The organism is Myxacorys sp., assembly GCF_059501405.1.
Genome location: NZ_JCACCM010000095.1, coordinates 14,068 through 27,037, shown reverse-complemented (window position 1 = coordinate 27,037; position 12,970 = coordinate 14,068). Strand labels below are relative to the sequence as shown.

The 12,970-nt window shown below is 49.8% G+C and carries 19 protein-coding genes, 1 tRNA gene and 2 pseudogenes; 12 read left to right on the top strand and 10 right to left on the bottom strand.

The window, feature by feature from the left end:
• Positions 1–65: 65 nt before the first annotated feature.
• The 3 genes and pseudogenes from AC5I6P_RS11330 to AC5I6P_RS11320 form a co-directional block, all read left to right on the top strand.
• Positions 66–488: pseudogene (locus AC5I6P_RS11330) on the top strand (IS1 family transposase); the annotation flags it as partial.
• A gap of 347 nt (positions 489–835) precedes the next feature.
• Positions 836–1,922, top strand: a pseudogene (locus AC5I6P_RS11325) (ISAs1 family transposase).
• Between the two features lie 398 nt (positions 1,923–2,320).
• Positions 2,321–2,596, top strand: a complete 276-nt coding sequence (locus tag AC5I6P_RS11320; RefSeq protein WP_495693864.1) for a hypothetical protein — start codon at positions 2,321–2,323, stop codon at positions 2,594–2,596.
• Here AC5I6P_RS11320 and AC5I6P_RS11315 read toward each other — a convergent pair.
• The 7 genes from AC5I6P_RS11315 to AC5I6P_RS11285 form a co-directional block, all read right to left on the bottom strand.
• Positions 2,573–2,794: a hypothetical protein gene (locus AC5I6P_RS11315; protein ID WP_495693863.1), complete on the bottom strand. Its 222-nt coding sequence runs from the start codon at positions 2,792–2,794 to the stop codon at positions 2,573–2,575. The two genes, AC5I6P_RS11320 and AC5I6P_RS11315, sit on opposite strands and share 24 nt — an antisense overlap.
• A 206-nt stretch (positions 2,795–3,000) precedes the next feature.
• Positions 3,001–3,426, bottom strand: coding sequence for a hypothetical protein (locus tag AC5I6P_RS11310; protein ID WP_495693862.1), 426 nt, complete (start codon positions 3,424–3,426; stop codon positions 3,001–3,003).
• Between the two features lie 118 nt (positions 3,427–3,544).
• Positions 3,545–3,766: a LexA family protein gene (locus AC5I6P_RS11305; RefSeq protein ID WP_495693861.1), complete on the bottom strand. Its 222-nt coding sequence runs from the start codon at positions 3,764–3,766 to the stop codon at positions 3,545–3,547.
• Positions 3,766–4,026, bottom strand: coding sequence for a hypothetical protein (locus AC5I6P_RS11300; protein WP_495693860.1), 261 nt, complete (start codon positions 4,024–4,026; stop codon positions 3,766–3,768). The genes AC5I6P_RS11305 and AC5I6P_RS11300 overlap by 1 nt, the downstream gene beginning before the upstream one ends.
• A 72-nt stretch (positions 4,027–4,098) precedes the next feature.
• Positions 4,099–4,749, bottom strand: a complete 651-nt coding sequence (locus AC5I6P_RS11295; protein ID WP_495693859.1) for a hypothetical protein — start codon at positions 4,747–4,749, stop codon at positions 4,099–4,101.
• Positions 4,750–4,854: 105 nt separating this feature from the next.
• On the bottom strand, positions 4,855–5,472 hold the full coding sequence (locus AC5I6P_RS11290) for a hypothetical protein (RefSeq protein ID WP_495693858.1): 618 nt from the start codon (positions 5,470–5,472) through the stop codon (positions 4,855–4,857).
• Positions 5,473–5,509: 37 nt separating this feature from the next.
• Positions 5,510–5,698 carry a hypothetical protein gene (locus AC5I6P_RS11285; RefSeq protein ID WP_495693857.1) on the bottom strand — a complete coding sequence of 63 codons (189 nt, stop codon included), beginning with the start codon at positions 5,696–5,698 and terminating at the stop codon, positions 5,510–5,512.
• Between the two features lie 63 nt (positions 5,699–5,761).
• Between AC5I6P_RS11285 and AC5I6P_RS11280 the strand changes: the two genes are divergently transcribed.
• Positions 5,762–6,004 carry a hypothetical protein gene (locus tag AC5I6P_RS11280; RefSeq protein ID WP_495693856.1) on the top strand — a complete coding sequence of 81 codons (243 nt, stop codon included), beginning with the start codon at positions 5,762–5,764 and terminating at the stop codon, positions 6,002–6,004.
• Between the two features lie 16 nt (positions 6,005–6,020).
• Here the strand turns inward: AC5I6P_RS11280 and AC5I6P_RS11275 are convergent, their stop codons facing one another.
• Entirely contained in the window at positions 6,021–6,200 is a 180-nt protein-coding gene (locus AC5I6P_RS11275; protein WP_495693855.1) for a hypothetical protein, read from the bottom strand.
• A 180-nt stretch (positions 6,201–6,380) separates the two neighbouring features.
• Here AC5I6P_RS11275 and AC5I6P_RS11270 point away from each other — a divergent pair, with 180 nt between their 5' ends.
• Together AC5I6P_RS11270 and AC5I6P_RS11265 are read left to right on the top strand one after the other, a co-directional pair.
• Entirely contained in the window at positions 6,381–6,593 is a 213-nt protein-coding gene (locus AC5I6P_RS11270) for a hypothetical protein (protein ID WP_495693854.1), read from the top strand.
• On the top strand, positions 6,574–7,164 hold the full coding sequence (locus AC5I6P_RS11265) for a helix-turn-helix domain-containing protein (protein ID WP_495693853.1): 591 nt from the start codon (positions 6,574–6,576) through the stop codon (positions 7,162–7,164). Before AC5I6P_RS11270 ends, AC5I6P_RS11265 begins: the two co-directional genes overlap by 20 nt.
• Positions 7,165–7,389: 225 nt before the next feature.
• Here AC5I6P_RS11265 and AC5I6P_RS11260 read toward each other — a convergent pair whose 3' ends face one another.
• Positions 7,390–7,656 (bottom strand): hypothetical protein, encoded by a 267-nt coding sequence (locus AC5I6P_RS11260; RefSeq protein WP_495693852.1) that lies wholly within the window; start codon positions 7,654–7,656, stop codon positions 7,390–7,392.
• 77 nt (positions 7,657–7,733) lie between these two features.
• Between AC5I6P_RS11260 and AC5I6P_RS11255 the strand changes: the two genes are divergently transcribed.
• The 6 genes from AC5I6P_RS11255 to AC5I6P_RS11230 all read left to right on the top strand — a co-directional run bounded on the left by AC5I6P_RS11255 (position 7,734) and on the right by AC5I6P_RS11230 (position 12,701).
• Positions 7,734–8,522 (top strand): hypothetical protein, encoded by a 789-nt coding sequence (locus tag AC5I6P_RS11255; RefSeq protein ID WP_495693851.1) that lies wholly within the window; start codon positions 7,734–7,736, stop codon positions 8,520–8,522.
• A 253-nt stretch (positions 8,523–8,775) separates the two neighbouring features.
• Positions 8,776–9,030 (top strand): hypothetical protein, encoded by a 255-nt coding sequence (locus AC5I6P_RS11250; protein WP_495693850.1) that lies wholly within the window; start codon positions 8,776–8,778, stop codon positions 9,028–9,030.
• A complete protein-coding gene (locus AC5I6P_RS11245; RefSeq protein WP_495693849.1) occupies positions 9,027–9,509 on the top strand; it encodes a hypothetical protein in 483 nt (160 codons plus the stop codon). The genes AC5I6P_RS11250 and AC5I6P_RS11245 overlap by 4 nt, the downstream gene beginning before the upstream one ends.
• Positions 9,506–12,193 carry a DUF3987 domain-containing protein gene (locus AC5I6P_RS11240; RefSeq protein ID WP_495693848.1) on the top strand — a complete coding sequence of 896 codons (2,688 nt, stop codon included), beginning with the start codon at positions 9,506–9,508 and terminating at the stop codon, positions 12,191–12,193. Before AC5I6P_RS11245 ends, AC5I6P_RS11240 begins: the two co-directional genes overlap by 4 nt.
• Positions 12,193–12,375 carry a hypothetical protein gene (locus AC5I6P_RS11235; RefSeq protein ID WP_495693847.1) on the top strand — a complete coding sequence of 61 codons (183 nt, stop codon included), beginning with the start codon at positions 12,193–12,195 and terminating at the stop codon, positions 12,373–12,375. The genes AC5I6P_RS11240 and AC5I6P_RS11235 overlap by 1 nt, the downstream gene beginning before the upstream one ends.
• Positions 12,372–12,701, top strand: coding sequence for a hypothetical protein (locus AC5I6P_RS11230; protein WP_495693846.1), 330 nt, complete (start codon positions 12,372–12,374; stop codon positions 12,699–12,701). The genes AC5I6P_RS11235 and AC5I6P_RS11230 overlap by 4 nt, the downstream gene beginning before the upstream one ends.
• A 122-nt stretch (positions 12,702–12,823) precedes the next feature.
• Here AC5I6P_RS11230 and AC5I6P_RS11225 read toward each other — a convergent pair.
• Positions 12,824–12,896, bottom strand: a tRNA-Val gene (locus AC5I6P_RS11225).
• Between the last annotated feature and the right edge of the window lie 74 nt (positions 12,897–12,970).

Sequence of the window (12,970 nt, the reverse complement as noted above, 5' to 3'; positions counted from 1 at the left end):
AATGCTGCTATCCGGTCTCCTCTTTACCTTTCAACCCTGTTGTCACCCCTTGAGGATGTGGAGTTTTTGTTCAATCTAAAAAGCAGGAGCGTTGGTTATGGCACGCCATCGACCACAAAAGCGGGCAAGTGTTGGCATACGTGTTAGCAGATCACAAAGACCAGGCGCTAGTGAAGTTGAAAGCATTGCTAGCGCCATTCGGAATTCAAACCTTTTACACAGATGGTTGGGGAGCTTATGCCCGCTTGTTGGACGAAGACAAGCATGTTGTGGGTAAAACTCACACGCAGAGAATTGAGCGTAAACATCTGACCTTACGAACTCGAATCAAGCGACTCGCTCGCAGGACAATTTGCTTTTCCAAGTCCGAATGGTTACATGACATTATGATTGGGTTGTTCGTCATGCACGCTTCGCGTGAGCCGAAGGCAACGTTACGAATTTGGGCGAACGGTTTGACTAATCGATCCCCATGTCTAGAACACTAGTGCGCCGAGCCCAGGGCTGTTTCATTGTCAAAGATGGAAATATGGACGTTTGATTTTCTCGTTCAGCGCTCTTGAATTTTTTGAACCTCACGCACGAGGACTTGGGGCTTCCAGATATCTCCTGGGGACAATGAAACAGCCCTGGTGCGCCGAGCCAGGCCTGTTTCATTGTCAGAAACAGAAATCTAGACACTCAATTCTCTCGTTTAGCATTCTTGAATTTTTTGAACCTCACGCACGAGGGCTTACGACTTCCAGATATCTCCCTGGTGCGCTTTGGCAGGGCTGTTTCATTGTCAGCGTAGAAAAGCTAGACTCAGCGGTGTCGTGACTCGGCTTCAACTGCCATGAGCTTGATTGACCATCTGCAACAAATCCCGGAGTTTCGGGCCGCCCGTGGACAACGACATGAGCTATGGCTGGTTTTGCTGCTGATTATCTTGGGTGCAATGCTGGGGTATTGGGGCTACCGGCCGTTAGCCGAGTTTGTCGAGGTCTATGGTCAGGAAATTTGCTGCAAGTTGGAGTTAGCGCCCGACACAAAGCTGCGCTCGTATTCAACCTTTCGTCGGGTGATGCAACAGTTGGATTATCAGGTCTTAGCGAGTGTGTTTACCGACTGGGTCCAAGGACAGCACCCGATAGACCCGGGCGAGTGGTTTGCATGTGATGGCAAAAGCATCAAAGGCAGCGTCACTGACTCCGACCAAGCTCAGCAGAACTTTGTCAGTATGGTGTCGTTGTTGGGTCATCATCGGGGTGTGGTGCAGGCAGTGCTGCCGATGGAACAAAAACTCGTCAGTGAGCAAGAAGTGGTGCGCGTATTACTCAGTACTGTGGGATTGAGGGGCATTGGCGTAACACTGGATGTGCTGCACACTCAAAAAAACCTTGCACCGCATTGTCAAACAGAGCAATGATTACCTGGTGTGTGTCAAAGCGAATCAAGGACGATTGTACCGAGGAATTCAGCAAAAATGGAAGACGCAACAACCGCTCAGTTGCTATCAAGAACACGAAGGAGAACATGGACGCAGCACGACCTGGAGGGTCAGCGTGTTTGATGGGGTAGCAGCATTTGGGCATGAGTGGCCAGGAATTCAATCTGCAATTGTGGTGCAACGCTGCGGATATCGAGACGGGAAACTATTCGACGAGCGGCAATCCTATATCAGTAGTGTCGTCGCGAGTGCCGAGCAATTTCACCGCATCATTCGCGGGCATTGGTGCGTTGAGAATCGATTGCACTGGGTCAAAGATGTCGTTTTCAACGAAGACCATGCACCGCAAACGGGCAAGAATGCAGCAGCGAACTGGTCAGTGGTCCGCAATGTCTTCATTACCATAGCTCGCACAGGGGGCTTCACTTCGATGGCTGCTGCCAAACGGCAGTTCGCCAATCAGTTAGACAAGGTTTTTCCCCTACTACAATGAAACAGCCCTGGTGCGCCGAGCAAAGCTCGGCTCTGCCAACCAGGGGAAGAACCTGGTCATGGAAGCCTTGGCAAGGCACCAAGTAGCGAGTGTTGCGCTGTTATCGGCAACGAGGACAGTGAAGCGTACAGTACATCAGCTACCGAGTTGAAGTAGTCTTTGAGGTCTTTTGTCATGAGCGCGTAGCGATGCCTAACTCTTTATTGAACTGACACTTTTCTCTAACTTCCCAAATCGAGGTGTTAGACACAGTGCGGGTTGAGCGCGAAATAAATACACGATGTTTCCGGTAGCTGCGAGCGACTCGCTGCCCAAAATCGGTCACGCTGACTGATTTGCTCGTTGTTGGTGAATCACTGTCCGAACTCCCCGCGCTCTGACTGTCGACCGCGAAGTAGATGCAAGGTGGATTGGGAAGCTGCGATCGCGCTCTGCCTGTTCAGCAAATTCTTGAAAGCGGAATGCCCAACTTTGACGATCCGGGACTGGCAACGCAAATCATGCGAAACTTGGCAGACCCGGAGTACATCAAGCGGATAGCTTATGGCGTTGTGCTGTTTCCAGACATCAGCGATTGCCTCTTTAGCAGATGGATTCGGAAAGCTGAACTCCTGCGATCGCACTTCATGAGATCGCAGGAGTTCAGCTTGTTAATCGTCGGGACGATCCTCTGACTCTAGAGGTTTCTGCGACTTTTCAGGAGTTGCCTTGCGGGTCGGTTGGACGGGTATCTGGTTTTGGTGGCTAATTGTCGCCTCGATAAAATCTCGAATCTTCAGGGTAAAGGATTGGTCTTCATGAATGGCGTAAGCGCCAAGAGCAGAAAGATTAAGAGTCGCCAAAACGGTAACTATCGCTGTATTTTTATCCATTTTAGGGGATAGAGTGAAGCGCCTAGCCCCTGACTTAAGCTTCGTATAAAAAATATTAACATATAATCCTTGGGTCTGTAATGCCGTAGCACGCATCGAACAATCCGCTTGCACACCGACTGTATAAAATTAGTCTGTTGAGAGCGAGAGTTCACTAACGGCGGGTGAAGCGGGGCGTTATACGACTGACTGTGCAACAAACTGATCTATCGATTAGGTGAGATAATTCCTTCGCTTGATACCGCAGACAAAGCACTAATTCTGAGTTTCCAGAGATAGCCGTACTTGTTGCGATTTGCCCACGGAGCAGCCTTAAACGCCCCATAGTTGCTGAAGTTGTGAGCACATCCGGGGCGGTTGGAATGGTGCAAATCACATAACGGAAATACTTGCCAAAGGGAAATCTCGAAGCCTGGTAGGGTCAAGCTGTAACCCCATAGAATCAGAATAAGAGAGAATCCGAATAAGAATAGCGGACTGATTGCAGATGCGATTGGCTCTGCCAAGCTCCGAAGGATCGCAGACAACAATGCAACTAAATAGAGAATAGGAATACCGTAGAAAGCATGATGCACCTCAGTAGCAGGGGATGAGCAGCATATGAACCAGTCGTTGCGTAGATACCACTCCACGCGTCGTCAATAGAGATCAACCTTCTGATGACGCTCTAACCACAATCGTTGATACTGCTCCAAATAACAAAGGGGCAGCCCCAGAGCTACCCCTTGCTGAACATTCCCAGATGTTCATTTAACCAGCAGACACTAGCTCTTTAATCGCGCCTTTCTCAATGAGGTGGTCAATTCGCGATAGAAGCGGAGCTGGAGAACTGAGCTTAAAATGATCAACTGCTTCTCGCATGGTTACAGGATGATCAAGGGTAACGAGAAAGTCCAGCATGTCTTGCTGAGTTTTGGTTAAGTCAACCGTTGAATCCGTGATTTCAAATTGACGTTTGTTGATCGTGATCATTACTTGTCCTCTTTGGATTTATAGATTGCAGCACGGTCAAAGTAGGGCGTATCAACGTCGGTATGCTCCCATGATACGGCATTCTGTCGATCGCTATAATCGCCGCCGTGTTCACCCCAATCTTTGATATGAGCATCAACGGGGTCAGTTGTACCCGCCACCTTGAGGGCGGCATCAATCCGCGTATCGGTGTCTGGCTCTAGCAGTTCATCATCATTACTGCCACCGCCACCGCCACCAAGCCAAGAAAAAATACCCATAATATAAAGTACTCCTGCAATGTTTGCGTTGTTGTGAGTTAGCCAGGGTGTGAGTTGGAAGCTGCCCCCTGGCTATTGAACGTCGTAGCTAGTAATTGTCTCTTCGTCCTCCGCTAAGCTAAAGATGATCGATTGACCATTCTGGAGCCGGACGGCATAACGAGTTGGTTCCCATCCAGTCACACCACCCCAAAACTGCCGCGTGCCTGAACTGCCAAAACTGATCTCTTTGGGTTGAGGAAACCGACTCAGCACAGCACTTTTGGACTGCGGGTAAGAGAGCTTGCCTGCTTGCCAAATCGCTCTAGCCGATGGGTCAGCGGGTGGCCCATCATTTGGTGATTCCCTAGCGTAGGGTTCTGGGTTGCGAGATGGCATCGCCGACGATTGAGCCATCGGAATCGGTGCAGGTTGTGGTACAGGTTGAATCGCTTTATCCTGTGGCAGCAGTTGACTAGGTATGGGTTCTGGGCACTCGGTCCTCACGACTCGTCCTGATGGGCGCGTGTCGTTTGCTCTCATGACCTCACCCAAGGGGGGAGGAGTTGGAACGGGCAACGTCCCATTCCGCCTAGCTTCATGTTCTGCCATGCCCGCAGAACCATTTTGAACAAAGTAGCCAACATCAAACGCGTTGACAGAGTTGAGACGCGGATGAAGCGCGATCGCAACTAATGAGGTACTGAGGCTAGTGATCAGAAGTGTTTTGAATTTCTCGTTCATGACTGTGAGGTAGAGCGTGTTGAAGTCAATAGGTTGCCGTGGTGTCCGCCATCAGCCAAAAGGCAACGACAACCGCAAGTAAACGAAGACTCATGTCGAGAAGCGTCATGCAGATGGAAGTTCTAGAACTTCTGATTCTGGAAGTTCGACCCGGGAGTAGGTCACATCGATAATCTCGTTCACTCCAGCCGCCATTGAGCGACGTTGGCTCAAGCGATCGCTTAGTGACCCCATCATCCGAAACGGAGTGCGCTCGATATGCTCAGCCAGTTCGTCCATCTTTTGGTCGGCATACTGATCCACCTTCGCCTTGGCACGTTCAACCTCTTGGTCAATGCCGCGAGTGATGGAGGCTAAGCCTGCCACCGCTTCATCCTCATCCACCTCCGCCTGAGTTTGCCGAGAGTTCTGGAACTGCTGGAACTCTTGGAAGTGTCCCTGCAGTCGCATTGAGCGAATCTTCTTGATGAACTCAGCCGACTTGAGCCGTCTGGTTTCTCCGGTTTCAGCAAAGTAAAACGAGGATTTCTCGCTGATGTGCTTCGCTGTAATTTCCAGAAGTTTTACGCCCCATTCTGGGTAGGGGCCACTTGCCGGAAGCAGCACATCAAACGCCTGGTAGACAAACTCAACCCAGTTCTTAACCGCTTTTTCCGATACGCCCCAGGCGTTGGAAATGTCGGTAATGGGGACAACCTTGACTCGTTCTTTGGAAGCGACCATTTTGTCTCTCCTGTGTAAGTTCTAGAAGTTTTGGAAGTTAGGCTTTTTTTGCCAGTAACTGAGCCAGCAACCCGATCAGCGTTGCTATTTCCTGATGGGTCATTCGGTTCATCAGGGATGGCGCGATTCGAGTTAAGTCTTGCAATTCAGAATCAGTTACGGAAGTTCTGGAAGTTTCAGAACTTCTGAATTGAAAGTAGCACGCGTGGATGTCATTGGTAACCATAAATTACCATTGACATACAAATGAAGACACGGTAAGACTTAAGTAGTTTATTGGGTAAGATTGATGCGAAGTGTAAACAGGATTGACGAATTGGCGCGGAAGGGAGAGCGGGTCACAGTTCAGTTTGATGACCCAGACTTGCTAAAACGACTTGAAGAACTGGCGGGACAAGCTGAACGTCCTGTATCCCGCGAGATTGTTGTGTGGCTCAAGATGGCAATGGAACTGGTTGATGAGCAAGGATTCCATGTGGTAAACGGCAAACTTCGGAAAGTGAAGTTTGAGGAGTTGGATACCGATGATTAATTTTGCTGAACTTCCATCAATCCCATTCACAAAACGCCCAAAGTTCCAGCATGTCCAGCTTTGGCGGCGTACTTGCTAGAAAACGCAGTTCGGGAACATCAGCAGCAGCAAAAGGACGAACAGAGCGATGATGGCAAATAATGAACCAGATAGGCTCGATATTCTCATCAACCAAGTTGGACGCCTTCGAGGGCATAACGGAACTTAGAACCGTAGTGACGGAAAGTTTAGAGAATCAAATCAGCGCTTAACCAAACTTGAAGAAGTCTCACAACAACAAGAGCGCAACATCGATCGCTTAGTTGGCATTGTTGAGAAGCTGATTGAGAAACAGGAATAGATAGAACAAAGCCCAATCGACAGTTAAATCGAACCTTTGGAGCTTCGAGACGCGAATCGGGCGTTGGTTTCAACTCACCCTGAATTCGCGAAAGCCGAGGTCATGCCTCGGATTGACGGAAACAGGCTTGAGAAAATTTGTGTTGGCATTACTCAACTCTCAAAAATAGGAGGGGCAGTGAGTCCTTACGACCTGTTGGAGTACATTCCGGAAGACTTGGAGGTGAAAGATGCCCGTGATCTCGCCTAGCTCCATCGCTCCCTCAACACTGCCATTTGTCCTGCTGGAGCATCGATCTCAGCTACCGGAAACACCGTGTGTCTATTTCGCGATCAACTCGCAAGACGAGGTGCAGTATATCGGGCAATCGACCAATCCTAGGCGGCGCTGGAAAGCTCATAGTAAGAGCATTGAGCTGGCGTTGATGGGAGATATTCGAATCGCCTATGCTAAGTGCATGGGGTTCTCTCGTGACTTGCTTTGTGAGCTTGAAAAGGAGTTAATTGCTTGGTTTGATCCGCCATTAAATACCGCCTGGAGAGTCCCTGGTGGGAGCAATTGTGATCTCTACCGTTCGTCAATCCACTGGAGATTGGGTGATGTGATGGCTGACCGCAAGATGACGGCAACGAAATTAGCCCGTCTTTTGCAAGTAAAGCGAGCCACTGTTTCTGAGTGGGTCAAGTCGGCCGTCATTCCCAATTTCAGCGATATGAGCGACACACTGCACAAGCTGTGCTATTACCTCAGGTGCACCCCACAGGACTTGATCGATTATTACGTCCGTGATGAGTATCTAGACAACGACGAAGAAGCGTGATCGCATGCTGATCCGAAAGGCGATTCATTTCTTTATCCCAATTGCGCTTCTTGACTCAATCCTCAATTCTTTCGCCCAACACTCCCTCAAGTTGAGCTAAACTCTTTCGCTTAAAAAATGCCCCTCGGTTAAGAGAAGCGACTTTACACGATTTAGGAACGCTTTATGTCTCTTTCGACGCATCAACAATCACCGCTAGAGCGATCACCACAGGAATTGCCACGATCAGCGATCAGCCAATTCTTCCAACGAGAAAGATCGAAATCCGAATCGCTCATGCAGGTTTCCCTCATTCACCGTCAGCCGGTGGATTCGATGCAATCGTGGGAGTGCCACGCTTGACCTAGAAGCGCTAACATCCACGTGACAGAACCGACCGGGGCACTCCCAAGTACTGGCTAGTTGAGCCTCAAGATCAAGCCGTCCTTGTCCTTCATCCAGATGCTGGTCGATGCGGTAAGATGATCGGCCTGAATGCAGAAATTGCATCATTTTGCCGTCCGCTTCTCAACTTGAAACGGACGGCCCACCAACTGCTCGAAGCAGAGAAATAATAGGAGTTTAGATTGATGAACACGATCGCATCGCAAATTCCGTTAGAGGATCAACTAACGATTCTGCAAGCAATCAAGGAACTACCACCGACTGAAGCTTCAGCAGACTGCAACACCGATGATCAAAAACAGCATTGGCAGCGTTGCAAATTGCACTATGCATGGATTCGCGATTCGTTGAAAGCGTATTTCAGGGGAGATGCTAGCTCGCTACCGTCTTTACCGCCCAAAGCACAAGAATTTGCGGAGCTTCGGCGCGACTATTACTTAGCGCTGTATGGCGTTCTGCACGAAGGCTGGAATTTTATTTCTGAAGAAATTGATTATCCTGAGGCACCCACTACACCCGCAGAAATGCTAACTCGCCTGCTCAAGTGGGATTCGGTCGCAGATTTGGTTGTTGCGTTCCCCGAATACCAACGCGGGAATTATCGCGAAGAATTTTCACCCCGAAAAGCAGCAGACTTCTATCGCCAAAGAAATAAAGCTCAAGAATTACTTGCTACAGGAAAAGAATTATCTCGCAAGGAAAAAAGTCAAATTGCCAAGTACAAAAAGGAACTGGTTAAGCAGAGGAAGAAGTGGAGCAAATTCAGCAACCTAAGAGAACTGTGCTTAGAAATTTGTCGAGCGCAACCGAAGAAAAGCTCGAGCCTTCAAGAACAACTTGGACACCTTGATCGAATCAGTGCCGATCTAGAATTCTTCATGATTTCACAGGCTCACGCTCGTAATAATCCTCGAGGGTGGGCCTGGGATCGAGGTAGAAAGCTGCCCTCTGCACCAGGAGGAACTTATCGTTAAGGCTTAACACTCCTTAACATCTGTGTACCATCGCTGTTTTCAGGATCTTTTGGCGGCTCGTTTCAGTTATCTTAGCTCTGAAGCGATTGCAAAGTCTTGCTGAGACGACCGCTCCAATTTTGTTCCTCGCCATTCCCCAACGCAGGCAATTCAAAAGCGACCGCTCAGCTTCCAAATCGTTCCCCAACGCAGGACTAAGCGATCGCCTTACCAATACCAACCGTTCCTCAGCAATGAGGGCGGGTCTTTCTTCATGTTTGATCAACTTAACAGAAATTACAAGCCCGAGCATCCGGAACCAGCAGGATTAACCCGTAAGCAGGTTTTTATCAGTAAGCAAACAGTTTGGATGCAAACAAATTTTAGCACAGTTCAGCAGAAACTGTATCGTTTGCTATGGCTTGCTCCTGACATCTTGCTCCGTCTGCCCTACGCTCGAATCACCTCGCTACTTGTGAACCGGGTGATCGCTCAACTCGAATCACTGAATGGGGGTGAACAGTCATGAGGCTGTTTATTCCTACCACGGTAAAAAATCCTTGCCCCGTTGGCGAGGACACGAGCGGTAAATGTCGCACCTTTAATGACAGTGATACCCTCCTATGCATGCCGCTCAGCAGCAAGCACGATGTACCGAACGGGGTTCAGTTCCACGAATTGCCTAAAAGTGGACGTTTGGAAAAATTTGCTCCTGTTCATGCTGCAGACCTAGCAGAGGCAGAGTATCAACAGTGGGCACAGGTACAGCAGAAAAAACAACAGCAGAGGGAACGGTCAACGGCGGAGCGATTCGCGAAAGCAATGCCCGCAATCGCGCGAGATTACACGAGTGAAGTTCTTTCATGGGGCGGTTTAAATCGCCGGGTTCTAAAAAGCGAATATGGGCTGGCAATAGAAGTTGGCAGCTATGGTTGCACAGAAACGACTGGAGTATTCATTCCTCACCAGGATGGAGCGAGCGCCAGCACCGTGGGAGGCAAGCTATGAACTACCCCACATTCGACATTCGCAATTTTGCTGATCGCCTCACTCCGGTGGATGGCAAGCCGAACCGTTATCTTTGCCCGGTTTGCACAGGAAACAACCTCACCATCAAGCCTGAGACAGGTGAATATCGATGTTGGAACGGCTGCGAAAACCGCGACCTTAGAGAAGCGATCGCGCCGTGGGCAGAAAAGCAGAAAGCGAAACCCCTTCGTCCTAAAGCGGATCGCACGTGGGCTTACTGCGATCGCGCTGGCAAGAAGATCATGCGAACTCGCAGGGTTGACGATGGTACTGGCAAGCGCCAAATTTGGCAGGAGTTTTTTTACAAAGGGCGATGGCACTCAGGCGGCAAACTGGGCGACGACGCGAAGGCTCCGCTGAGAGCCGCAGTGACACCTTATCGGTATCACGACTGCTTAGCCGCGATTGGGCAAAAGCCCATTATTTGGGTCGAAGGGGAGCCGTGCGCAGATGCTCTATGGGAAATTGGGATTCCTGCAACCACGACGATCGGCGGCTCTAGTGCTTACCGCAAGGGTAACTATTCTGGTTTGTTTGATGGCGCAAAATTGGTACTCTCGCCCGACTGCGATCGCCCTGGGCTCAAGTACATGGAACAAGTCGCGCAGGACTATCCAACTGCTCAATGGTTGTACCCTTTCCCGGACTCGCCAAACTGGGCAGCTCTACCAACAGACCAGGGATTCGACATTGCAGATTGGATTGAGCAGGGGGCGACGGCAGAGCAAATTCTAGGGGCGATCAGCTGTAAAAAGGTAGAAGGTAAATCTGACAAGAGTAATCGTTCTCTGAACGTAGTCGAGATGCCAAATCGCAGCCTCTCAATCGAGCAACTCGAAGCCGAAATCGCGCGGATGTCCTCTGAGTCTTTGAGCAACTCGAAGCTAAAGGCAAGAATTCTCGACTTAGCGTCACGCTCTGGTAAGCAACCGAAGGACATTCGCGAACTCTATGACCTCAAGCAATCGGAACAAGAGCACCTCGACACAACCGAAGATCGGGCGGGTGAGGTTGCCAAGCTTCTGAAGATGGGGCGCAATCAACTCAAACTCTCAAGTTTTCTGGCACCGTCTCTAGCCAGGCCCTTAGAAGAGATCGCGGGCTACATTGGTGTGGCCTCAGTAGGGATGCTTTTCACGTTGCTATCAACGATCGCGAGTCTTTGCAAAGTAGGAACACGGCTTGAACTAATGGAGGCAACAGACTTTTACGCACTGCCGATTCTATACACAGGACTTGTGGCAGAGTCAGGATCAGCTAAGTCACCCTCCCAGAAAACGATTCTCAAACCTTTGTTTGCGCTGCAAGCGGAGGCTGATCAGCAGTTTAAGCACAGCGTGAGTGAGTACGAGAAGGCAAAAGCAGCCTTTCATTCGGGATCAAGTAATGATAATCCTCCGATAGAACCCACACCGCGCGAATATTTTACGAGCGATGTCACTCGTGAGGGATTGGCTCTGCTGCAATCGAAGCAACCCGATCGCGGCATTCTGGGCTACCTGGACGAATTGTCAGCCGTGGTTAGCCAACAAGGGCAGTATAAGGGCGGCAAGGGTTCGGATCGAGAAGCGTTGCTTTCTGGGAAAGACGGATCACCAATCAAGGTCAACCGGGCCTCAGGTAAACGGATCAGCGTTGCTCAAGCCGCATACTCAATCACAGGAACAACGCAACCCTCGACGCTAAAAGACTTGATGGGCGACATGTCTGACGGGACAGGGCAATGGGCACGATTCCTGTGGTGCATCCTGCCGTTGCAGCCATCACCGTATCCCGAAAACGCGGTGAAATACGACGTTAGCGAGATGCTGACAGCGTTGTATTGTCGCATCGAAGCGTTACCCCCTCAAACCTACCGTATGTCACCAGGGGCAAGAAGGCTTTACATCGTCTGGTACAACGAACTTGATCGACTCAAGATGGAAGAACCGAAGGGCGCTTTGCGGGCTGTCTATCAGAAAATGAAGGGCGATACAGGCGTTCTGGCGTTGCTAGGGCACCTCACCAACGGTTCGCTTGCACTTGGGCAGATTCCGGATCTGTTTATCAGCGAACAAATGATGGAAGCCGCGATCGTGCTGGCTAAGTTCTGCATCAGCCAAGTCAAGCTGATTCACGCAATGGGCGACGAGTCAAACGGTGAACTTTCCCCGGTCATGGCAAAAGTGATCGAGTACTCGCAGCGTAAGGGATGGGTTACAGCCCGTGAGCTTCAAGCGGGAATCCGCTCTCTAAAAGGGAAATCAGCCGATGAGATCCGTCGAATGTTTCAAGAGCTTTGCGAGATGGGGTATGGCACGCTCGAAGGTTCAGGCACTCAAATGAGGTGGACTGTTCAATCTACTGATCAGGCTGCTGACGGTTTAGAGGCTGCTGACGGTTTAGAGGCTGCTGACGGTATTGCTGACGCCCAGTGTCAGCAGCCAGAAGATAGTGAGAGTAAGACTTCCAAGCCAAAAAAACAATCTGCTGACGTTGCTGACCAGATCTCTAGTAATGAATTGAAGAAAACGCCTCGTAGTGAAGAAATTGATCTGTCTGGGTTGTCTGCTAACACTCGCCAAGAAATGCTAGAGATGTGGCGCGATGCTCACTCGGATGAAGCACGTCAGGAGGTGAGACGCATAGCCAATGAACTCAGATGGATGGAGGCTACCTCGTGATGAGCAAATCTCCTCTCATGATCGATCCTCTTCAGATGCAGTGTCATCGTTTGATTGACGCGACTGGCAAAGCTAAGCTCCCAAGGATCGCACGTAGACTAGGCGCGATGAAGTTGCTGGAACTCTCAGAGCGGGCATTGACAACCTTTGCAGAATACAAAACAAATCGGGAACGACTATGACTCAAGACTCTGAAAAGCTCCTTGCAGAACTTGTTTTGTCGCAGAAAGATATGATGCGAGAGGTCCGTCTCCTGCGGGAACAACTTGCAGGACATCCCGGTTTTATCGAAGGTTGGGCAGATCCTAAAACGGCTGCACAGGCACTTAAGAACGAGGGCGTAAAGTCTCACTCACATCTTTCAAAACTGCGGCTTAGCAGCGCATTTACTGAGGGCAAAGACATTCGCAATGTCTCGACCGGAAATCGCCCAACTTGGGAATATCACATTCCAAATTGCAGAAAGGCGTTGGGCCGCTACTTTCGGAACCTAACGTCTGTTGGCTAAGAAACATTTCAGGTAGATAGAGCATTGTGCGGCAAGTTTCCACCAGCGACTTGCCGCATTTTATTGTGCTTTAATCTAGGGCTGATATAGGGCTATCACCTAATCTAACTCTCTAGAACCTATGGGCAGTGAGGGACTCGAACCCGCGACATCCTGCTTGTAAGGCAGGCGCTCTACCAACTGAGCTAACCGCCCGCTTGCTTGCGCTTAGTTAATATAGCAAACTATTGAGCGAGAATCAATTACAACTTGAATTGTCTTTATAAATT